Source organism: Methylobacterium sp. C1, assembly GCF_001854385.1.
Lineage (GTDB): Bacteria > Pseudomonadota > Alphaproteobacteria > Rhizobiales > Beijerinckiaceae > Methylobacterium > Methylobacterium radiotolerans.
The window spans coordinates 2,516,230-2,536,069 of record NZ_CP017640.1 but is presented as its reverse complement, the minus strand read 5'-3'; the positions used below and the strand labels follow the sequence as shown (position 1 = coordinate 2,536,069).

Sequence of the window (19,840 nt, the reverse complement as noted above, 5' to 3'; positions counted from 1 at the left end):
CCACCGGATCGCCCGGTGGCGCCGGATCGCGGCCACGCCCCGCCTCAGCGGGCCGAGACCGCGGTGGCGACGACCCGCCGCGAGGCCGGGCTCGCCGGGACGAGGCGCGGCGTCGTGGTCAGCTCGGAGGCCGGCCGCACGGCGGCCGTGGGACGAGCCTGCTCGCGGTAGAGCGGCGGGGTGAGCGCGATGGTCTCGTCAGCCCGGGCAGTGCCGATCATCGGGACGGCGGTGAGGGCGGCGAGAACGATGGTGCGAACGGTCATGGTCTGAAGTCCTCTCGTTGTCCGGGTGGTGCCCGGCTTCGAGGGGTTATCTACGTTGCAGCGCATCATGATCCAAACAGATGCGATCGATTCTCATTATCGATCGCGTCAATGCCAGGACCGCCGCCGGTCCGCCGCATTGCCCCGGTGGCCCGCTTTCTGCTCGCGTGCGGGCTGCCCGATCGGCGTGGGGCAGAGTGGGCCTGCGCGACGCCGATCACTGACGAACCGCCCGGGGGGACCCGTCGAGTTAATGCTAAATTAAATCTCACCCTCGAAGGTCGGGCACGCAGTCGAAAATCCGTGAACTGCCAGAGGTTTAGCGCGTAAAAGTTTATCTATTCGCGCGGAAGGAGACGGCTCGTTGCTGGTTGCGGCCCTGCTTTTCGCGGTGGGCATATGGGAGGGCTGGCGGTATCGGGCATCGGTTCTGGTGGCCAGCTCGATGCTGGTCACCCTCGCGTGGCTGGCCCTCTGGATCTTTGTCTGGGCACAGCTCGACACCGAGAAGGTCCTGCTGCTCTTCGCCTATCTCACAGCCCTTCAGGCCGGCTATCTCGTCGGGGCCTATCTCGGCGTCGACACCGATCCGAATTGCTGACCGGACGGGCCGAGGCATGCTCAGCGGCCGAGCGCGACCGGGATGCTGAGATCGACGATCCCGTCCTCACCCAGGAGTGCGGCCGGCGGCACGGGCGCCGGGCTGATGCCCTGCACGGCGCGGAGCGCGCGCTCGTCGAGTCTCGGCGAGCCCGAGCTCTCCTCGATCTCCGCGCCCTGCACCGCCCCATCGGCGGCGATCTGCACGTGGACGACCACGGTTCCGCGGCCCCGGTCGGGACCCGGCCGCGTCCCGGCGCGGTCCGCGGCATCGATCCGCGTCACGAGATCCGAGAGCCAGGCCCGCGCGGCGGGTCCCGGGGTGGTCCGCGCCCCGGCCGCCCCGGGCGACAGGGTCAGACCGAACACGACGGCAGCGGAGATCACGGCGCGCGGCGACATGGGCAACGGCGGCTCCTCGAGCCCGGGATCGGGGATCGACCCTACGCGCAGAGGCGGGTCCCTTGCGACTCCTCCCGCCGGTCGCCGTCACGAGACAGCGGTGGATTTCCGCCCCTTCGGCCCCGCGGCGGCCAGCATGACGTCGTCGCTGCCGACCTCGAGACCGGTATAGCCCAGCATCTCGGCGAGCTGCGTCCGGGCCCGCCAGACCCGGCTCTTCACCGTGCCGATCCGGCACTGCATGACGGCCGCGGTCTCCTCGTAGGTGAGGTTCTCGATCGCCACGAGCACGAGCGCCTGCCGCATCGGCGGCGCCAGGCGGTCGAGGGCGGCTTGGACGTCGCTCAGATCGAGGTGGCCGCCCTGCTCGGGCAGCGAGACCATCCGCTCCGCCTGCGCGCCGTCCTCGTCCTGCACCTCGCGCCCGCGCTTGCGGTGCTCGTTGTAGAACTGGTTGCGCATGATCGTGAACAGCCACGCTTCCAGGTTCGTGCCCGGCGCGAAGCTGGCGCGCGAGCGCCAGGCCCGGAGAAGCGTGTTCTGGAGGAGGTCGTCGGCACCGACATGGCTGCGCAGGAGCGAGCGCGCGAAGCGCTGCAGGTTCGGCACCATCGCGAGGAGCGAGGCCTGGAACGCCTTCTCGCGGCCGTCCTGCGCCCGGCCGAAAGCGCCGTCGAGCAGCCTCAGCAATTCGGCGAAGCGATCCGCGATGGTCGGCTCGACGTTGTCCTGCGCGTAGGTCGCCGCGAGCAGATGGCCGAGATGATACTGCACGCTGTCGGGGAGCCGGGGGCCCTGCGCGTCGATTGTATCGGCGTCGAGCGAGAGTTCGAGCATGATAGCCGATCACCTGAGGAGTATGATAAATCGCGTGGCGCCATTAATCGCTGATTATGCCGTATCCGCCGCAACATAGATCAGCGGACGGGCACATCTTCGGACCGATATATGCTGGGATCCGCGGCAATCGCGACAGATATGCCGACGGAAAGAGGGAGTTCGATGAGGTCATACGTACCGGAAAACTGTTCGCCGCGCGGCCGTATCTGCGGCAGCGCACGCGGAGATCTCGCTGCTGCGAATGCCCATCCCGACCCGGTCGGGCGCGGGACGCCGCGGACCGCGGGATCGCGCCCATGACCCGGCTCTCGGATCTCGAGGACGACCCCGCCTTCCAGGAGGCCGTCCTGGCCGTGCGGGGCGCGGCCAGCACCCTGAGCGGCCGGGCCGTGACCCTGGAGGAGGCCCGGTTCCTCGTCGGCATCGCCCTGACGACCTTCGCGCATGCCGGCGGTCTCGAGGAGCCGAGCCGCAGCCGGCTGGCGCGCTTCTCGGCGCGCATCGGGCCGGGCACCGTCGTCGAGACGCTGACCAAGCACTGAGCGCGACCGCCGGAGGCGCGGGCCGGCGGCCCGACGCCTATCCGGCCTCCGCCATGGCCGCCCGCAGAACCCGGAGGAGGTCCGCCATGACCGCCTCCCGGTCCGGATCGCGCGCCGCGAGGCGGAGCCCCGCGGCGACGTGCTGGTCGATGATCAGGAGGCCGACCTCGCGCAGGGCCGCGGTGGCGGCCCGGATCTGCTGGATCTCGTCGAGGCAGTGCCGGTCGGCCTCGACCATAGCCCGCAGGCCCCGGACCTGACCCTCGATCCGCCCCAGCCGCCGGACCAGCGGCGCGCGCTCCGCGTCGGTCCGGGCGAGGCAGACACGACCATCGACGAGCGTGCCGCGTGTCACGGTTCTGCGAGCCACCTGTTCCCGTCCGCGCGGGTCGCGGCGCGCCGGGGCGCCGCGACTTCGGATGGAGCCGTCCCGGCCGGCGGACCGGCCGGGTGCCCGGCGGCTCAGCCGATCTGCTGAGCCTCGGCGCCGCTGTCGGGCCGCGCCGGGCCGAGGACCGGCTCCTCGCCCATCGGCTGGTTCTGGACGACGCTGAACTCGCCCTTGCCGTCCAGCGACGGTCCCTGCGTCCAGCGCCCGGCCGGCGGCGGCGAGCCGTCCGCCGACGTCGAGAAGAAGTTGTAGTTGAACTTCTGGTTCTCCTTCTCCTGCGGGAAGGAGTTCGGGATCGGCAGCGTGCCGGCGTGGCCGCCGAGTTCCTCGATCACCGCCAGCCATTGCTGCTGGTGCATCGTGTCGCGGGCGATGAGGAAGCTCCACATGTCGCGCATGCCGGCATCGTTGGTGGCGTTGTAGAGGCGCACCGCGAGGACGCGGCCTGTGCTCTCGGCAGCGACGTTGCAGTACATGTCGGCCGCGATGTTGCCGCTGGCGTAGATGTGGCTCATGTCGAAGGATTGGCCGTCGGAATTGCCCGGGAAGGCGGCCATGCCGGTGGAGAGCAGCGTCTTGTGCAGCATGCCCTCGGCGATGTGGCGCGGGTTCTCGCCGCCCATCACGGCACCGACGATCGCGTCGGCCGCCCCGGCCTCCTGGACCTTGGTGGGGGCGTTCTCGAGGTTCAGCGCCACCGCGGTCGCGAGCATCTCGATATGGCCGATCTCCTCGGTGGCCGTATTGAGCAGCATGTCGCGGTACTTGGTCGTCGGGGCGCGGTTCCCCCAGGCCTGGAAGAAGTACTGGAAGGCGACCCGGATCTCACCCTCGATGCCGCCGATCGCCTGCTGGAGCATGCGGGCGTAGACCGGGTCGGGACTGTCGACCCTGACCGGGTACTGAAGCCGCTTGTCGTGATAGTACATGATGTCTGTCCCTCGCGAGAGGCACGGCGTGCTCAAGCCCACCGCACGATCGGCCGTCGGCCCGGTACTCCGTGGGAGCATCGAGCCTCGCACCCTGTCCAACCCGGCTTCGGGACCACGGTTCGATCTTTCGCGAATTTTATAACGATCAATATTTGACCGAACTCGTTTTATCGCGCCAAGCCAGGCTATTGGCACGAAAATCCGCGATCAAGGCCACGCTTAATCGGCCCGTATTACACAATGTATGTTAAGGGCGCCTCATCCATGTTGAGGGGGCGCCGCGCATGACCGGATCGCCGGCCGCTCTCTCTGGCCGCGCGGCCCGATGCGTGGGGACGCCCTGGTGCGGCGGGGGCAGCTCACTCGGGAGCGTGGATCGCCGGCCGCGCGAACGCGGACCGCGCGGCGGTCGGGGCGCCTACAGGAGCCCGGTGCGCCGGGCGAGCATCATCCCGAAGGCGAGGCAGGCGGCGAGGCTGACCGCCAGCATGGCGACGTTGGTCCAGAACCGGACCGGCCGGCTGGACCCGTCGATCCCGCTCGCCCGGAGCCGCACCCACGGCACGTAGAGGTAGAGGGCGATCAGCGTCAGGATCAGGAACGCGAAGGTGGCGATCCGCCCGGTGATCAGGGCCGCGCCGGCCAGGACCGCCCAGCCGATGACGAGGCCCAGCATGGTGAACAGGGCTGTCGAGTTCACGTCCGCGCGTCCCCTTCAGCGGATGGTGTCGGCCGGGCCGCCGCCGCGATCCTCAGTCCGCGACAGGCTCCGCTAGGGAACCCTTAGCATCGTCCGGACTGATTGCGAGATCGGGAAGGTTTCTGGTGCTGCGAGAGAGGATTGAACTCTCGACCTCTTCATTACCAATGAAGTGCTCTACCACTGAGCTACCGCAGCAGGTGACCGGGGCGCCCCCGCGGGGGGCGTGTCCGTCCGGCCGAGTGGGGCCATAACGGATCGCCGCCGCGTTGGCAACGCCGTGTTGCGCGTTCCCGCCGTTTTAGGTGCGCGATGCGGCCCGGATCAGGGCCGCGAGGCCGGGCTCGGACACCGCCTCGGCGGCGTCCGACGGGGTGAACCAGCGCAGCTCGCGCTGGCGCGCCTCGGGGAAATGCTTGAGCTGCTTGCGCACCTCCAGGGGGAACACCTTCACCTGGCAGAGGACGGTGTCGAGGTTCCTCAGGCGCTTCTGGTAGAGGTACAGCCCGATCGGGCGCTTGCCGACCGCACCTCGCAGGCCGGCCTCCTCGTAGGCCTCGCGCGCGGCCGCCTCGAACGGCTTGCGGCCCTTCATCGGCCACCCCTTCGGGATGACCCAGCGGCGGCTCTCCCGCGAGGTCACCAGCAGGATCTTGGTCTTGCCGTCCCGCCCGTGCCGGAACGGAAGGGCTCCGACCTGCCGGCGCGGCTCGCCGTCCTCGTCGAGGACGGTCACGGCCGCACCGCGCGACGCGGGACGCGGCCCCGATCCGGCCGGATCGACGGCGCGCGCGGGCTGTGAGCGGGCTGGGGGATGATCGGATCCTCGGTCGACGACTCACGACAAGCTACACGGCGAGTCGGCTCATTCAACTTGCAATAGTCGAGCGCCGCGGCGTGACCGTGACCCCGCGGCGCTCCTGTCATCCCGCATCCGGATGGCCGGAGCGCGCCGCGACCGGTCAGCCGATCCGGCGGACTGCGCGCTCGGCCGAGCCGGAGGGCGGCAGCGCCGCGGCCGCCATCCCGGCCGAGACCGGGTCGGCGCCGGCCGCCTTCGGCGCGCCCGCCTTCGCCGGAAGGACGGTCGGGATCGGCGCGGCCGGGACCGGGCCGGCGGAGGTCGACGCCGCCGACGCGACCGAGGCCGAGACGGTGGGGACGGCCGGGGGCGACGTCGTGGCCGCGGGGGACTTCGACGCGGGGGCCGGTTTGGCGACCGGCGCCGCGGCGTTCGGGGCCGCCGGCACGAGCGCCGGACCGGCGGCGTCCGCCTCCGGCTCCACCGCGGGCGCGGCACCGAGCGTGTTCGGCGGCTCGCGCCACGCGAAGGCGTCGAGACGCCCGGTCACCGGCGAGACCGGCGCCCAGGTATCGGTGGCGATGCCGTCGGCGATCCACACGCGGTCGCGCGGGGCGCGGGCGGCCCTGGCCAGCCACTCGCGGGCCTGACCGGAGGCGGCCCCGTGCTCGGCCTCCTCGATGGCCGCCATCATCAGGCAGGCCCGGGCGGTCGGACGGTCGGAGAGCAGGGGCTTCACGGCCTCCCGGGCCCGCTTGTAGTCCCGCGCGTCGAGGGCGGCCTGGCCGAGGGCGAGACGGGACTCAGGGTCCCAGACCGACAGCTTCGCCAGGACCTCGGCGCGGGCGAGGCGGTCGCGGACCGAGTCGCCGGGCCGCAGGCCCAGATAGACCTTGGCGAGGTCGGGGTGAGGATTGGCCTTCCAGGCCGCCTCGACGATCCGGGCGGCCTTCTTGACGTCGCCGCGGCGGGCGAGCAGGCGTCCGGCGATGCAGGCCGCCGGCACGAGGTCGGGGGCGAGCTTGACCGCCTGCAGGACCCGCTCCGTGGCGAGTTCCGGCTCGCCGGCCTCGCGCTCGCCGGCGATCGCGGTGAGGAGCACCGCCCGCTGGCGCCGGGCCGCGGCCTTGTCGATCAGTCCGAGGGACGAGCGGCGCTCGATCGTCTCCAGGGCCGCCGCCCAGTCGCCGTCGGCGCTCTGCGCCTCCAGCAGGGCCTCGTTGGCCCAGGTGACGCTCGGGGCGAGGCGGGCGGCCTCGGTGGCGTAGGCGCGCGCGGCCGTCTCGTCCTCGCGGCGCCGGGCCTCCACGAACAGGCCGCGCAGGCCCAGGACCCGGGTCTCGGGATCGTCGACCATGCGCTGGAAGGCGCTCTCGGCCGCGTCCCGGTCGCCGGAGATCTGCGCCGCCTGCGCCTTGAGCAGTAGGGTCAGCGGCTCGGTGCCGAGGAGCCGCTCGGCGTCGCCCGCGTAGCGGCGGGCCGCCAGGGGATCGCCGGAGCCCACCGCCACCATGCCGCGGGAGAGGGCCGAGAGGCCCTTGGCCCGGCGCCGCTCGGCCGAGCCGCGGACCAGGGCCTCGGGCAGGCCGATGACGCCGCGCACGATCGCCCAGAGCAGGCCCAGGACGATCGCCGCGGCGATCACGCCGACGAGGGCGACCGCGAGGCTGGTGCCGATCTGGTAGCCGTTCCAGACGACGGTGACGGTGCCGGGCCTGTCGGCGATCCAGACCGCCCCGAAGGCGGCGAGTGCGAGCAGGGCCAGGAAGGCGAGGGCGCGCCACATGGGGTCAGTATCTCCTGTCGGCGGCCGGCTGGCGGCCGTCGCGGGGTGCGGGAGGAGCGGGGCGCCTGGGCGCCCGCTCGGAGATGGTGCGGCCGCGCAGCGCGCGGATCGGGGCCCTCACCGGACTAGCGCCCGGGGGCGGCCTGAGCCGGCTGGGCGGCCCCGACCGGCAGGGCCTTGAAGGCGCCGTCGAGCAGGGCGCGCACGGCCTGCTCGGCCTCGGCCCGGGCCTTGAGCTTGGCGCCAAAATCCCCGGCCTGCTCCCGGGCCTCGGCCGGGAGCGCCGCGAAGGCCGCCGACGCCGCCGTCAGGTCGCCGCGGTCGAGGGCCGCCTGGACCTTGCTCTCCGGATCGTCCGCGGCCTCGGGGGCGGGCGCGTCCGCCTTGCGGATCTGCACGAGACCGTCGGCCATGCTGAGGAGCTTGGTGCGGAAATCGCCCGTCTCGGCCGCGCTCTTGGCCCGCTGCGCCTGCCGCTTGGCCGCGATCCGCTCGGCGATCGGCCGGAACGTGTCGGCGAGATCCCCCGCCGAGGGGGCACCGCCCTCGGCGAAGGTCGCCAGGGCCTTGGCCTGCGCCTCGGTTCCCGGATCGAGCTTGCGCAGGGTGGCGAGCGGCTCGGCGTAGGCGGTGCCCGATTCCAGGGCGGCCGCCACGCGGTCGGCGACGACGACCCGGAGCGCCGCCTGGACGGTGCTGGCCTCGGCGCGCTGCGCCACGCTCTTGTCCAGGGCGGCGATCTGGTCGGCCTGCTCCTGCAGCCGCCGGTCGACCGCCTTCGCGGCCTCCGCCGCCTGGGCCTGTCCGGCCTCGGCGGCGGTGCGGCTCGCCTGGGTCGCGGCCTGGACCGCCTCGGTGGCGGCCTTCACCCGCGCGTCGACGGCCTGCTGCAGCGCGTCGAGCCGCTGACCCAGGGCCGCGTCGGCCTCGGCGTTCGCCTTGGTCTTCTGCTCCACCTCGCTCTGCAGCGCCGCGACCTTGCGGGCGGCCTCCTCGGCCGCACCCTTGCTGGCGCCGCCATCCTCCACCGCCTTGAGGCGGGTCTCGAGGTCGGCGATCTGCTTGGCGTTGTCCTGGACCGCGCCGAGCTTCGAATCGGCCGGCTGGTCGCGGCCGGGCTCCTGGCCGGGCTCCTCCTGCAGCGCCGCGACGCGCTGGTCGAGGCTGTCGAGGCGGGCGACGAGATCCGGCGGCACGGCCGGGGCCTGGCCGGAGGCCTGACCGGCCGCTTGCCCCTCGGCGGCGGCAGCGGGCGCCGCGCCGGACTTGTCGAGCGCCTGCTTGGCGCTCGCCTCCGCGGCGGCGACGCGCTTGTCGAGGGCCGTCACCGCGTCGCGCGGGGCCAGCCCGTCGAGGCGCTTGTCGAGGGACGCGAGCTGGCTGGAGAGCCTCTGGTCGAGGGCGTTCAGGCGCGGGTCGGGACCGATCCCGGCCTTCTCGGCGCCGAACAGCAGGCCGGCGCCGATCACGCCCCCGAGCAGCCCCGCGGCCGCGAGCGAGCCGAATCCGGCCCGGGCCCGGCCGGCGGGTGCGGCGGCGCTCCTGTTCGCATCGACGGCGGCCGCCGCGGGGATCGGGCTCTTCGCGGATTCCTTCCCGTCCCTGGCGGCGTCCTTGGAAGCATCCTTGGGAGCGTCCTTCAGAACGTCCCTGGGAGCGTCCTTGGGAGCGTCCTTGCCCGGCTCCTTGCCGGCGGCCGGCGGATCCGGGATCCGCTTGGCCTTCAGGTCGATGATCGGGCCGGCCGTCACCGCGCTGGCCGCCGCCGGGCCCGCGGCACCGGAGGCGGGCCCGCCCGGACGGGGACCGCCCTGCGGGCCGGTTCCGGGCTGCGCGGCCTTCGGATCAATCCGCGCCCCGGAGGCCCCGGACGCGCTGGTGGAGGCCGTCGACGACGACGAGGCGGAGGTTCCGGCCCTGGCGTCGGAGGCCGACGACGCGGCGCCCACCGCCACGGGATCGGGCTTGGCGCCGGCCGTCCGGGCGGCCGGGCCGGTCGACGGCTTCGCGCCGTCGGCCCCGGTAGCCGGTTGGCCCGCGTCGGACTTCGGATCGATCGTGCCGGGCTTGGCGGTCACGACCGGGTCGGTCGCGGGCTTGGGCGGCGTCCCGGGCGCGGATCCCTGCGGCGCCTTCGCGCCGCCGGCGGCGGTGGAGGCCGTGGAAGCCGACGTGGAGGCGGTGGACGCCGACGTCGTGGCCGGTCGCGACGCGCCACCGGGCGGGCTGGATGGCCCGGGCTTGCCGGGCGCGGCGTCCGGCTTCCGGCCGCCGGGGCCGGGCTTGTCGGCGTCGCTGGGTGGTGGCGTCACGGGCAAGTCCTCCAACTCTACGGCGTCGCCGCGCCCCCCTAGCACCGCGGCGGCGCCGGGCGCGAGGGCGAGATACGGCGGCCCGGCCTCCCTGTCACCGCGCGGTTAGCCCGGTCGCCGTGCCAGGGCGTCGAGCAGGTCCGCTTCGCGCGGGCGTGCCGCGACGAAATGGACCGGAACACCGGCCGCTTCCAGGGGTGCCGCGACATCCGGCGATAGGCAGTAATGCCTCAGCCGGCGGAAAGCTCCGCCGTGCTCCGAACCATCCGCGAGGGCAAGGGCGACGGCGGCGCTGCGCCGGGAATAGTGAAGGGCCGCCTCGAGGCGGTGTTCGGCGAGGTCGCGGCCGACCGCCGGCGGCAAGCGCTCCAGCGCCTCGGCCCGGTAAGCCACGAAGGCGGTGATCCGAAATCCGGCCGCCGTCAGCGCCGCCGCCGGCTCCGGTTTGCGCTCGGCCCCGGTCGCGTGGAGGAGCGGTTCGCCGGGCGGCAGCGACGCCGCCACCAGGGCGGCGAGCCCCGCGGCGTCGCCGGGCCCCTCCCGCACGGGGCCGAGACCGGCCTCACGGGCCAGGGCGGCCGTCCGCGCGCCGACGGCGAAGACGGGAAGGCCGCGCAGGGCCGGCGCGTCCCGGAGCGCCGGCCGGAGCGCCGACACCGCGTTGGCGCTGGTGAGGAGCAGCGCGGCGAAGGGTCCCACGGGCGGCGCCGCCGCGGTCGGCCGCACAGCCAGGACGGGGGCCACGAGCGGCGCGTGGCCCAGGTCCGCGAGGGCCGCTCCGGTCCGCGTCGCCCCCGGCTCGGGCCGCGCCACCCAGATCCGCAACGGCTAGGTCTCCAGCGTCAGGCGGACGCCGTGACGCGCCGCGGCGCCCGGGGCGAGCAGGCGCTGCGAATCGCGCGCGGCGAGGTCGCCCGCGAAGTCCGACCAGTCGGCGTAGCCGGTCCAGCACTCGAGCGACAGGAACGGCGCGGTGGGCTTGGTCCAGACCGCCAGGTGGGGGAAATCCGCCATCTCCATGCGGATCGCCCGTCCGGGGCCGGTGAAGCGCATCCAGCGGCTGCGGGCGTTCCGGAACACGAAGGCCTCGGTGAACAGTGCCGGATCGAGGGGCAGCGTGTCCCCGGCGAGGGGGATCGGCTGCTCGTCGCGCAGCAGCAGGCCGCCCGGGCCGACCTGGGGCGCGAAGGGCCGCTCCGCCTGCTCGAAGGCCACCGCGTAGCCACCGTCCCGGGCGCGGCTGCCGCCCGCGAAGGGCCACGGGAAGGCCGGGTGGAAGCCGAGGGCGTAGGGCAGGGGGACGTCGCCGGGATTGGCGACGGTCACGTCGAGGTCGAGACCCGCCGGGCGAACCCGCGCGGCGATGTCGAGCCGGAACGCGAACGGGTAGTGCGCCCGCGTCCCGGGCCCGTCGGTCAGGCGCAGGGTCACCGCGTCGGCGCTCCGGTCGACCACCGCGAAGGGCAGGTCCCGCGCGAAGCCGTGCTGGGCCATCGGGTAGCGCTCGGACCCGACCGTCACGTGCCCGCCCGCCGAGGCGCCGACCACCGGGAAGAGCCAGGGCGCGTGGCGGTTCCAGTGCGCGGGGTCGCCGCTCCAGAGATACTCGGTCCCGCCGACCCGCCAGGAGACCGGCTCGGCCCCGTGGGTCGCGAGCGTCGCGGTTGTGCCGTCCGGTGCGGTCAGCTCGATGCGCGTGGTCACGGTGCTCTCCCGGTCTGCCTCGGACAGCCGAGGTAACGGAGGCGGGGCCGGACGCAAGGCCCCCACGCGGGGTCGCTCACGCGGCCGTGCCGAGCCCCGGCAGGACCGCCTCGGGCGGCCCGGAGGCGACGATCCGGCCGGCCTCCAGGACGTGGACCGCGTCGGCGCCCTCCAGGGTCGAGAGCCGGTGGGCGATCAGGATCAGCGTCCGCCGGCCCGAGAGGGCGCGCAGCGCCCGCATCACGGCCGCCTGCGTCTCGTCGTCGAGGGCGGAGGTCGCCTCGTCGAACACGATGACGTCCGGGTCGTGGTAGAGCGCCCGGGCGATGCCGACGCGCTGGCGCTGGCCGCCGGACAGCCGCGCCCCGCGCTCGCCGACCCGCTCGGCGTAGCCGTGCGGCAGGGCCGCGACGAAGTCGTGGGCGCCGGCGAGCCGCGCCGCCCGCTCGACGGCGGCGAGGTCCGGCGCGTCGAGGCCCAGCGCGATGTTCTCCGCCACCGTGCCGTCCACGAGGAACACCTCCTGCGGGACGTAGCCGATCCGGTTCTGCCACGCGGGCAGGGTGCCGGCATCGAGGGGCCGGCCGTCCACGGTGATCCGCCCGGCGGTCGGGCTCAGGACGCCGAGGATCAGGCCGGCCAGCGTCGACTTGCCCGATCCGGTCCGCCCGGCCAGGCCGAGCGTGGCGTTGACCGGGATGGTCAGGTCGATCCCGGCGAGGGCCGGGCGGCCGGTGCCGTAGTCGAAGCCGAGGCCCTCGAGCCGGATCGCCCGCGCGAAGGGCAGCCGCTCCGCGCTGCGGGGCCGGGGCTCCCGCTCGTCGGCGAGCTCGTCGACGATCACCCGCACCGCCGGCAAGGTGAATCGCATCAGCGCCACCGAGGTGAAGATGTTCTGGAAGGCCGGCAGCATGCGGTAGCCCGCGAAGGCGAACAGGCCGAGCAGCGGCAGGATCCCGGCGACGTCGAGCCCCTGGGCGAGCGCGAACAGCACCACCACGATCACCCCGCCGAAGGCCAGGGCCTCGATCACGAAGCGCGGCATCTGGCCGGTGAGCTGGCTCGCCGCGGTGGCGAGGGCGTAGGCCCGGGCCGGGGCGTCGAACCGCGACGCGAACGCCTCCGCGCGCCCGTAGAGCTTCAGCTCGGTGAGCGCCCCGAAGGTCTCCTGCACGATCCGGAAGCGGGCCTCGTTGTCGGCCACGGTGCGGCTGCCCAGCCGGGCCAGCCGGGCGCGCATCACGAGGTAGATCCCGACATAGAGGCCGCCGAAGCCGCCTCCCAGGATCAGCGCGAGCTGCGGCGCGTAGGCCAGCAGGAAGGCGATCACCGCGAGCGCCGAGCTCGCCCGCGAGGCGAGCACCGTGGCGGGCGTCAGCGCGCCGATCACGAGCCGATCGGTCTCGGACAGCACGTTCTTGGCGAGCTCCGCGCTGTTGCTCTGCGCAAAGAACAGCCGCTCCCGGTCGAGGTAGCGGAACAGCATCCGCCGGCTGAGGCTGTAGCCCGCCAGGTGCGTGAACCGGAGCTGCGCGTAGGTCAGCCCGGCATTCACGAGTGCGGTGACGAGGATCGCCGCGAGCGCGGCCCCGCCGGTCACCAGCAGGAAGCCGCGCTCGTCGGTCAGGCCGAGGGCTCCCCGGGCCTGGGCCAGGTAGGGGATCCGGGTCGCCGCCGACGGGTCCCCGACCAGCGTCAGGAACGGGATCACCGAGGCGACGCCCACCACCTCCAGCAGCGCCGCTCCCGCGAGCCCGAGGGCGATCAGGGCGAGCCGACGCCGGTCGGCCGCCCGCATGGCGCGGACGAGGTCGATCAGCGCGCGCATGGCATCGCGGGGTCTGGCGGGACGGCTCGCATGGTCGGGCCGGGCTTAAGCGCGCCGTCCCGGCCTGTCCACGCCGGGCTCAGTCGAGCTTCTTCAGGGAGCCCAGGTCGACCTCGCCGTCCTGGCCGGTGAAGGTCAGGATCTTGGCGGCCCCGTCCGCCTGCGCGACGCCGCCGATCCGGTGGTCGCCGCTGTCGTAGGTCGAGACCTGCCCGTCGCGGTCGACGAGGAGGCGGCGCCTGTCTGGGAAGAACGCGTACTTCATCCCGTTCTGCGCGCCGCTGGTCGCGGGCTCGCCGAGATCCTTCGGCCACCAGGGCTGCGCGCCCTTCATCGGCTCCATCGGCTTCATGGGTTCCATAGGCTTCATGGGTTCCATCGGCTTCATCGGCTTCATCGGCTCCACGGCGCGCCTCCTGTCGGTCGAGAGACAGGAGGACGCGGCAGGCGCGGAAGGGTTGCACGCCGACCCTCTCGCCCGGGCCGGGCTCAGAGCGGCGGCAGCCCCGGCGCCGGGCGCTCCCGCACTCGGCCGTCGAAGCCGACATGGAGCTGGTGCTCGCGGCCGTCCCGATCCTTCGCGGCCACATCGAAGTGGCGCGGACCGCGGCCCGTGACCCGCACGTCGCCGTAGCCGGCTGCCTGGACAGCGGCGGTCGCGGCCGCCATGTCGGGCTTCGGTCCGAGACCGAGCCGGTCCTTGGCCCAGTCGAGGCTGCCGGTCGGAGGACCGCCGGCCGGCCCGAGCAGCAGCGTGCGCCCGTCCCCGTGGGTCAGGACCCGGGCGTGCAGGAAGCCGGTCTCGAAGCGGCCCTGCACCGTCACGGTCTCGCCCTTGGCGACGAGGCCGCCGCCCTCGCCCGCGCGGCCCGTCTCGACGAGGGCCCGCCCGGTCCCGTCCTGCACCACGAACTTGTTGCCGAAGATCTCCGCGACCTCGCCCTTGATGGCGGTCGCGCCCGAGGGAGCCAGGGCCTGGATCGCCACCGGCGCGACGGGCGTCGGCTGGAACGGCGTTCCCTGCGCGAGGGACAGGCCGACGGCGCCCAGCGCCAGCGGCAGCGCCACCGCGCCGACCGCCCAGGTGCGTCGCGGGATCGCCTTCGACGCCGGCCCGGCGGCCTCGGGCTGGCGGATCTCCCGCGCGGTCCCGTCGATGGTCTTGTCGTCGCTCATGATCGCATCCTCTGAAGGGTCCGGATCCGCTCGATCCGGTGCCCCTTCGTAGGGAGCCGCCGGCAATCCGGTCTGAACCGCGCGGTTCAGGCCCGGTTAAAGGCGCCGCCCTAGAGCGCTCCGTGCGGAACCCGTGCGGGTTCAGAGGCTTGGCAGCGGGCGCCGATGCGGGCTGGCAGGCCGTCGCCCGGGCGGTGGTCCCGGCGGTCCAGGTGAGGACACGGCCCCAACTCCCGGCGGCGGCAGGGTTCGCGGCCGCCGCAGCGGGCGAAACCGGCCGTCGCGGGCCCGGACGGGGAGGTGAGACCGGTGAAGATCCTACTGGTGGAGGACGACGCGGCCCTCGCGGCGGAGGTCGCCAAGGTCCTGCGCGCCGAGAACTTCGTGCTCGACCACGCCGCCACCGGCGAGGACGCCCAGCATCTCGGCGAGACCGAGGGATACGACGCCGTCGTGCTCGATCTCGGCCTGCCGAAGGGCGACGGGGTCTCGGTGCTGCGGGCGTGGCGCGCGGCGGGCCGGACCCTGCCGGTGCTTGTGCTCACCGCCCGGGACGGCTGGAGCGACAAGGTCGCGGCCTTCAAGGCGGGGGCGGACGACTACCTCGTGAAGCCGGTCCGCGTGGAGGAGCTGGTGATCCGCCTGCGCGCCCTCGTGCGCCGGTCCCAGGGAGGCGGGGCGAGCCGGATCACCTGCGGTCCCCTGAGCTTCGATCCGGGCCTCGGCGCCTTCGAGCACGAGGGCCTGCCGCTCAAGCTCACCGGCCTGGAATGGCGGGTCCTGTCCTGCCTGATGCTGAACCGCGAAACCGTGGTGCCGCGCCCGCACCTGATCGAGCGGGTCTACGAGGGCGACGCCGACGTCGACTCGAACTCCGTCGAGGTGATCATCACGCGCCTGCGCCGGAAGATCGCCCCGGCGCGGATCGAGAGCGTGCGCGGCCACGGCTACCGCCTGCACGCGGAGCCCGCCTGATGGCGGGGAGGGCGCCGCGGCGCTCGCTCCGCACCCGGCTGCTCGCGGCGGCCCTGGTGCTGGTCCTGGCGGCCCTGGTGGTGGCGGGCCTCGTCATAGGGGTGATCCTGCACCGGTTCGTGCGCGGGCAGCTCGACGGCCGGCTCGACGCGCAGATCGTCGCCCTGCGGGCCGGGCTCGAGGCCGGCATCCTCCCGCAGGGTCTCGACGCGCCGCCCTTCGACCGGCCCGGCCCCGGCTGGGCCTGGGAGGTGCGCCGCGGCGGCGCGACGATCCGGTCCGGCTCCCTGCGGGGCGGGGACATCCGCCTGTCCGATCCCGAACCGGACGGGGAGCCGGGCCGGCCGCACCCGGCTTCGGGCACGGGACCGCGCGGCGAGCCCCTCGTCGCCCGCGTGCTGGACGTGCCCGGACCCGAGCCGGCGACGATCGTGGTGGCGGCACCGGAGGGGGAGCTGCGCGGGCCGCTGCGCGAGGCGCTGACGAGCCTCGCCCTAGCGCTCGGCATCCTCGGCCTGTGCCTACTCGCCGGGCTGGCGGTCCAAGTGCGCCTGGGCCTCGCGCCGCTGACGCGCCTGCGCGCGGACCTCGCCTCGGTCCGGTCGGGGCGGCGCGAGCGCGTGCCGGCGGACCAGCCCGCCGAGATCGCGCCGGTGGTGGCGGAACTCAACGCGCTCCTCGACCAGAACGCGCAGAACCTGGAACGCGCCCGCGGCCACGTCGCCAACCTCGCCCACGCCCTCAAGACGCCGCTCGCCACCCTGTCGATGGCGCTCGCGGAGCCCGCCCGCGATCCGGACGGGGCGCTGCGCCGGCAGGTGGACGACATGGACCGGCGGGTGCGGCACCACCTCCGGCGCGCCCGGGCCGCGGCCCTGGCGGGTTCGGCCCGGGGCCGCACGGCCCTGGCGCCCCGGCTGTCGGACTTGCGCGCGGCGCTGGCCCGGATCCACGCGGAGAAGGGCGCGGCGATCGACCTCGACGTCCCGGAGGCCCTGGCGGTCTCCTGCGAGGGCCAGGATCTCGACGAGATGCTCGGCAACCTCGTGGACAATGCCTGCCGCTGGTGCCGCGGCCGCGTGCGGGTCTCCGCGACGGCGCGCGATGGCGCGGTGGCCGTGTCGGTGGAGGATGACGGGCCCGGCCTCGACCCGGCGGCCGCCTCCGCCGTCATGGCCCGGGGCCGGCGCCTCGACGAGGGCGTGCCGGGCCACGGCTTCGGGCTGCCGATCACCCTGGAACTCGCCGAGCTGTACGGCGGCGGCCTGAGCCTCGGGCGCTCGGATCTCGGCGGCCTCCGCGCGGACTTGGTGCTGCCGGCCTGACCGGCCCCCCTCAGCCGAGCGCCTCCCGCAGGATCGGCCGGATCCGCGGATCGGCGCAGTGGGCGACGTTGAAACGCATGTAGCCGTTCCACGTATCCGACAGGCTGAACGAGGTCCCGGGCGCCAGCACCATGCCGCGGGCCAGCGCCCGGCGGGCGACGTCGGCCCCGTCGCGCCCGTCGGGCAGCCGCATCCACAGGAAGAAGCCGCCCCGCGGCTGCGCCCAGGTTTCCAGGCCGCAGGCGCGCAACTCCGCGGAGGCCTGCACCATCGCGCCGGCGAGCCGGCGGCGGGTCTCGGCGAGGTGTCGCCGGTAGGCGCCCTCGGTGATCAGCGCGTGCACCAGCGCCGCGGTGATGTGGCCGTTGCCGAGGCTGAGGGCCAGCTTGAGGTCGACCAGCGGCTCGACCCAGTCGGCCCGGAGCGCGATCCAGCCGCAGCGCGCGGCCGCCGACAGGGTCTTGGAGAAGCTGCCGATCTGGATCACCCGCTCCAGCCCGTCGAAGCCGGCGAGCCGCGGGGCCGCCTCGGGCTCGAGGTCGCCGAAGATCTCGTCCTCGACGATGAGCGTGTCGTGCGCCTCGCACAGCTTCAGCAGGCGGTGCGCCACGGTCGGCGCGAGGCTCGCCCCGGTCGGGTTCTGGAGGGCCGCGTTGGTCAAGTAGAAGCGCGGGCGGTGCTGCTCCAGCAGGGTCGCGAGCGCCCGCAGGTCCGGCCCCTCCGGGGTGATCGGCACGCCGACCACCGCGACGCGCTGCGCGCGCAGCAGCGCCAGGAAATTGAAGTAACAGGGATCGTCCACCAGCACGGTGTCGCCGGGCTGGAGCAGGAAGCGGCAGACGAGGTCCAGCGCCTGCGTGGCCGATTCGACCAGCACGATCTGGTCGGGCTCGGCGCCGACGCCCTTCTCGCCGACCTTGCGGGCGATCTGGTGGCGCAGGGGCTCGTAGCCCAGCGGCCGGTCGTAGTTGGTCATCTCGGCGAGGTCGGCGCGCGCCACCCGGCGCAGACCCCGGCGGATCGCCTCGTGGGGCATCCAGGAATCGGGCAGCCAGCCGGCCCCGGGCTTGAGCTGGTCGGAGCCGGCCTGCTGCGCCTGCCGGGTAATCCAGAGCGGGTCGACGATCCGGTCGAGCCGCGGCCCCATCGCCTGGAGCGAGAGCGGCCGCGTCTTGCCGGCGACGTAGAAGCCCGAGCCCGGCCGCGGCACCACGGCGCCCTCGGCGGCGAGGCGCTCGTAGGCCTCGACGACGGTGGATTTCGAGACGCCCATCGTCTCCGCGAAGGCGCGCACCGAGGGGATCCGCACGCCCGGAACCAGCCGCCGCGCCGCGATCCGCTCCCGGATCTCGCCGACCACGGCCTCGACGCGCGTCCCGGGGCTTCTGGCTGCGACCGACATCCGTACTGCTCTTTCGTCCGGACAATTCTTCCGAACCGTACCGAAGTGTTCCTGTCGCCGCCAGCCCCGGGCCGACAGGATCGTGACGCCCCCAAACGACGGAGGAGGGGATCCATGACCCAGTGCCTGACCGAAACCGCCGCCCTCGAAGCCCGGATCAGACCGCGGAGCGGATGGCTCGCCCGGATGGCCGGCCCCGTGCTGACGGTCGCCGCGGAGGTGCGCGCCGGCCTGTCGCGGGCGGCGATGAACCGGCGCGTGCTCCAGCGCCTGTCGACCCTGTCGGACCGGGAATTGAAGGATATCGGCCTGACGCCGCAGGACGTGGCGGATGCCTGCGTGCCGCGCACGGGCGACGCGATCCACCTGCTGGTCGGCCGGCGCGACGAGCGCCGCCGGGCCCGGACGGCCGTGCGCCCTTGGTGATCGGGGCGCACGGGTTCTAGGATCGCGCCGATGACGCTGCGTGACGGGCTGGCCGCGCTCCTCGTGGTCACGCTCCTCGGTGTGAACTTCGTGGCTATCAAGGTGGGGCTGGTGACGGTGCCGCCGCTGATGCTGTGCGCCCTGCGATTCGGCTTCGCGGCCCTGCCGGCCGCCCTGGTGATCCGCCCGCCCCGGGCGCCCGCCGCCCTGGTGGCGGCCTTCGGGCTGGCGCTCGGGATCGGCCAGTTCGGGCTGCTGTTCACGGCGATCCGCCTCGGCATGCCGGCCGGCCTGTCGTCGCTGCTCATCCAGATGCAGGTGCCGTTCACCGTGGCGCTCGCCTGGATCGTCCTGAAGGAGCGCCCGCGGGTGCTCCAGGTGATCGGCGGCGCGGTCGCGCTCCTCGGCGTCGCCGCGGTGGCGCTCGGGCGGGCGGGAGGCGCCCCGGCGGGACCGGTGCTGCTGGTCGTCGGCGCGGCCCTGTCCTGGGCCAGCGCCAACATCGTGGCGAAGCGGATCGGCCGCGTCGACATGCTCGCGCTGATGGTCTGGGGCAGCCTCGCCACGACGCCGCCGCTGCTCGCCCTCTCGCTGATCGTCGAGGGCTCCGACGCCGTCCGGGCCCTGACCCATCCCGACTGGGTGACGAGCGCCTCGATCGCCTTCCAGGCCTACCCGACGCAGCTCCTCGCCTTCGGCCTCTGGAGCCGGCTGCTGACCCGCTACCCGGCCGCCGCGGTGACGCCGTTCGCGCTGCTGGTCCCGGTGGCCGGCATCCTGAGCACGCACCTCGTGCTGGGCGAGCCGCTGAGCGCCGATATCCTGGCCGGCGGCAGCCTCATCCTCTTCGGGATCGCCCTGAGCCTCAGGGGCGGCCGCGCCGCCGTCCGGCCCGCGGGGCGCGGCCCGATCGGACCCGCGACGGGTGCACCGCCGAAGGTGACGTGACCCGCGCGCACCCGAGGCGCACGGCGAGCGCCGTCGCGATCGCGAGGCCGGTACTGTCGATTGTTCGAGAAGGGACGTGGCGCGGGCGACGGGGCTCGAACCCGCGACCTCCGGCGTGACAGGCCGGCACTCTAACCAACTGAGCTACGCCCGCACGGCGTGGTCGCCTTCGGTGGGGGCGTTTCGCCCGGCGACGGGGCGGGGTTTATGGGGCGCCCGGGGCCCTGTCAAGCGCATCCGCCACGGATTCGTACCGGCACCGTCCGCGGGCCCCACGCGCAGGCATACCAGCCCCCCGACTCGGGGCCTGCGCGCTTCCGTCGTGTTGTGTCGCGGCCGCGCAAGCCCATCTCGGACATGACTGACAGGAAGGCTGACAGCGCGCTTTGTGCGACGCGACAAGCCATTGTCACGGACCGGCGGCTCGACTAAGCCTCCGGCCGCGCGCATCCTGGCATAAGAACAATTCCACGGGCGGATCCG

21 protein-coding genes and 2 tRNA genes are annotated in these 19,840 nt (G+C 74.0%); 6 read left to right on the top strand and 17 right to left on the bottom strand.

The window, feature by feature from the left end; all coding sequences use genetic code 11:
• Positions 1-44: 44 nt before the first annotated feature.
• A complete protein-coding gene (locus tag BKE41_RS11680) occupies positions 45-266 on the bottom strand; it encodes a hypothetical protein (RefSeq protein ID WP_012319056.1) in 222 nt (73 codons plus the stop codon).
• 433 nt (positions 267-699) lie between these two features.
• On the opposite strand from BKE41_RS11680, the gene BKE41_RS11675 reads away from it, so the two are divergent.
• Entirely contained in the window at positions 700-867 is a 168-nt protein-coding gene (locus BKE41_RS11675) for a hypothetical protein (protein ID WP_245295950.1), read from the top strand.
• Positions 868-887: 20 nt separating this feature from the next.
• On the opposite strand, the gene BKE41_RS11670 is transcribed toward BKE41_RS11675, so the two are convergent.
• Both BKE41_RS11670 and BKE41_RS11665 read right to left on the bottom strand, forming a co-directional pair.
• Positions 888-1,268 carry a TonB family protein gene (locus tag BKE41_RS11670; protein WP_043073657.1) on the bottom strand — a complete coding sequence of 127 codons (381 nt, stop codon included), beginning with the start codon at positions 1,266-1,268 and terminating at the stop codon, positions 888-890.
• Positions 1,269-1,355: 87 nt separating this feature from the next.
• Positions 1,356-2,105 (bottom strand): sigma-70 family RNA polymerase sigma factor, encoded by a 750-nt coding sequence (locus BKE41_RS11665; RefSeq protein ID WP_012319053.1) that lies wholly within the window; start codon positions 2,103-2,105, stop codon positions 1,356-1,358.
• A 299-nt stretch (positions 2,106-2,404) separates the two neighbouring features.
• On the opposite strand from BKE41_RS11665, the gene BKE41_RS11660 reads away from it, so the two are divergent.
• Positions 2,405-2,650 carry a hypothetical protein gene (locus tag BKE41_RS11660; protein ID WP_012319052.1) on the top strand — a complete coding sequence of 82 codons (246 nt, stop codon included), beginning with the start codon at positions 2,405-2,407 and terminating at the stop codon, positions 2,648-2,650.
• Between the two features lie 37 nt (positions 2,651-2,687).
• On the opposite strand, the gene BKE41_RS11655 is transcribed toward BKE41_RS11660, so the two are convergent.
• The 12 genes from BKE41_RS11655 to BKE41_RS11600 form a co-directional block, all read right to left on the bottom strand.
• Complete coding sequence (locus BKE41_RS11655) at positions 2,688-3,020, bottom strand: metal-sensitive transcriptional regulator (RefSeq protein WP_234742004.1); 333 nt, start codon at positions 3,018-3,020, stop codon at positions 2,688-2,690.
• A gap of 92 nt (positions 3,021-3,112) precedes the next feature.
• On the bottom strand, positions 3,113-3,970 hold the full coding sequence (locus BKE41_RS11650; protein ID WP_012319050.1) for a manganese catalase family protein: 858 nt from the start codon (positions 3,968-3,970) through the stop codon (positions 3,113-3,115).
• Positions 3,971-4,391: 421 nt separating this feature from the next.
• Positions 4,392-4,673: a hypothetical protein gene (locus BKE41_RS11645; protein ID WP_012319049.1), complete on the bottom strand. Its 282-nt coding sequence runs from the start codon at positions 4,671-4,673 to the stop codon at positions 4,392-4,394.
• Positions 4,674-4,796: 123 nt separating this feature from the next.
• Positions 4,797-4,871, bottom strand: a tRNA-Thr gene (locus BKE41_RS11640).
• Positions 4,872-4,974: 103 nt separating this feature from the next.
• Positions 4,975-5,409 carry an NUDIX hydrolase gene (locus tag BKE41_RS11635; RefSeq protein WP_012319048.1) on the bottom strand — a complete coding sequence of 145 codons (435 nt, stop codon included), beginning with the start codon at positions 5,407-5,409 and terminating at the stop codon, positions 4,975-4,977.
• Positions 5,410-5,635: 226 nt separating this feature from the next.
• The gene (locus tag BKE41_RS11630) at positions 5,636-7,261 is read right to left on the bottom strand and encodes a heme biosynthesis HemY N-terminal domain-containing protein (protein WP_024830229.1); all 1,626 of its coding nucleotides are present in this window, start codon (positions 7,259-7,261) and stop codon (positions 5,636-5,638) included.
• Between the two features lie 125 nt (positions 7,262-7,386).
• On the bottom strand, positions 7,387-9,573 hold the full coding sequence (locus BKE41_RS11625; protein ID WP_070999429.1) for a translation initiation factor 2: 2,187 nt from the start codon (positions 9,571-9,573) through the stop codon (positions 7,387-7,389).
• Positions 9,574-9,678: 105 nt separating this feature from the next.
• Complete coding sequence (locus BKE41_RS11620) at positions 9,679-10,398, bottom strand: uroporphyrinogen-III synthase (protein WP_024830232.1); 720 nt, start codon at positions 10,396-10,398, stop codon at positions 9,679-9,681.
• 3 nt (positions 10,399-10,401) lie between these two features.
• Entirely contained in the window at positions 10,402-11,277 is an 876-nt protein-coding gene (locus BKE41_RS11615) for an aldose 1-epimerase family protein (protein WP_043073655.1), read from the bottom strand.
• Between the two features lie 76 nt (positions 11,278-11,353).
• Positions 11,354-13,105 carry an ABC transporter ATP-binding protein gene (locus BKE41_RS11610; RefSeq protein WP_070999428.1) on the bottom strand — a complete coding sequence of 584 codons (1,752 nt, stop codon included), beginning with the start codon at positions 13,103-13,105 and terminating at the stop codon, positions 11,354-11,356.
• Positions 13,106-13,184: 79 nt separating this feature from the next.
• The gene (locus BKE41_RS11605; RefSeq protein WP_245295969.1) at positions 13,185-13,502 is read right to left on the bottom strand and encodes a hypothetical protein; all 318 of its coding nucleotides are present in this window, start codon (positions 13,500-13,502) and stop codon (positions 13,185-13,187) included.
• Positions 13,503-13,594: 92 nt separating this feature from the next.
• Positions 13,595-14,281 carry a DNA-binding protein gene (locus tag BKE41_RS11600; protein ID WP_053622706.1) on the bottom strand — a complete coding sequence of 229 codons (687 nt, stop codon included), beginning with the start codon at positions 14,279-14,281 and terminating at the stop codon, positions 13,595-13,597.
• A gap of 309 nt (positions 14,282-14,590) precedes the next feature.
• Here BKE41_RS11600 and BKE41_RS11595 point away from each other — a divergent pair, with 309 nt between their 5' ends.
• Together BKE41_RS11595 and BKE41_RS11590 are read left to right on the top strand one after the other, a co-directional pair.
• Positions 14,591-15,256 (top strand): response regulator transcription factor, encoded by a 666-nt coding sequence (locus tag BKE41_RS11595; RefSeq protein WP_012319040.1) that lies wholly within the window; start codon positions 14,591-14,593, stop codon positions 15,254-15,256.
• On the top strand, positions 15,256-16,581 hold the full coding sequence (locus BKE41_RS11590) for an ATP-binding protein (protein ID WP_070999427.1): 1,326 nt from the start codon (positions 15,256-15,258) through the stop codon (positions 16,579-16,581). Before BKE41_RS11595 ends, BKE41_RS11590 begins: the two co-directional genes overlap by 1 nt.
• 10 nt (positions 16,582-16,591) lie before the next feature.
• Here the strand turns inward: BKE41_RS11590 and BKE41_RS11585 are convergent, their stop codons facing one another.
• Complete coding sequence (locus tag BKE41_RS11585) at positions 16,592-17,983, bottom strand: PLP-dependent aminotransferase family protein (RefSeq protein ID WP_012319038.1); 1,392 nt, start codon at positions 17,981-17,983, stop codon at positions 16,592-16,594.
• A 114-nt stretch (positions 17,984-18,097) separates the two neighbouring features.
• On the opposite strand from BKE41_RS11585, the gene BKE41_RS11580 reads away from it, so the two are divergent.
• Both BKE41_RS11580 and BKE41_RS11575 read left to right on the top strand, forming a co-directional pair.
• On the top strand, positions 18,098-18,409 hold the full coding sequence (locus BKE41_RS11580; RefSeq protein WP_012319037.1) for a DUF1127 domain-containing protein: 312 nt from the start codon (positions 18,098-18,100) through the stop codon (positions 18,407-18,409).
• 30 nt (positions 18,410-18,439) lie between these two features.
• On the top strand, positions 18,440-19,357 hold the full coding sequence (locus BKE41_RS11575; RefSeq protein ID WP_070999426.1) for an EamA family transporter: 918 nt from the start codon (positions 18,440-18,442) through the stop codon (positions 19,355-19,357).
• Between the two features lie 77 nt (positions 19,358-19,434).
• Here BKE41_RS11575 and BKE41_RS11570 read toward each other — a convergent pair.
• A tRNA-Asp gene (locus tag BKE41_RS11570) sits at positions 19,435-19,511 on the bottom strand.
• Positions 19,512-19,840: the final 329 nt, after the last annotated feature.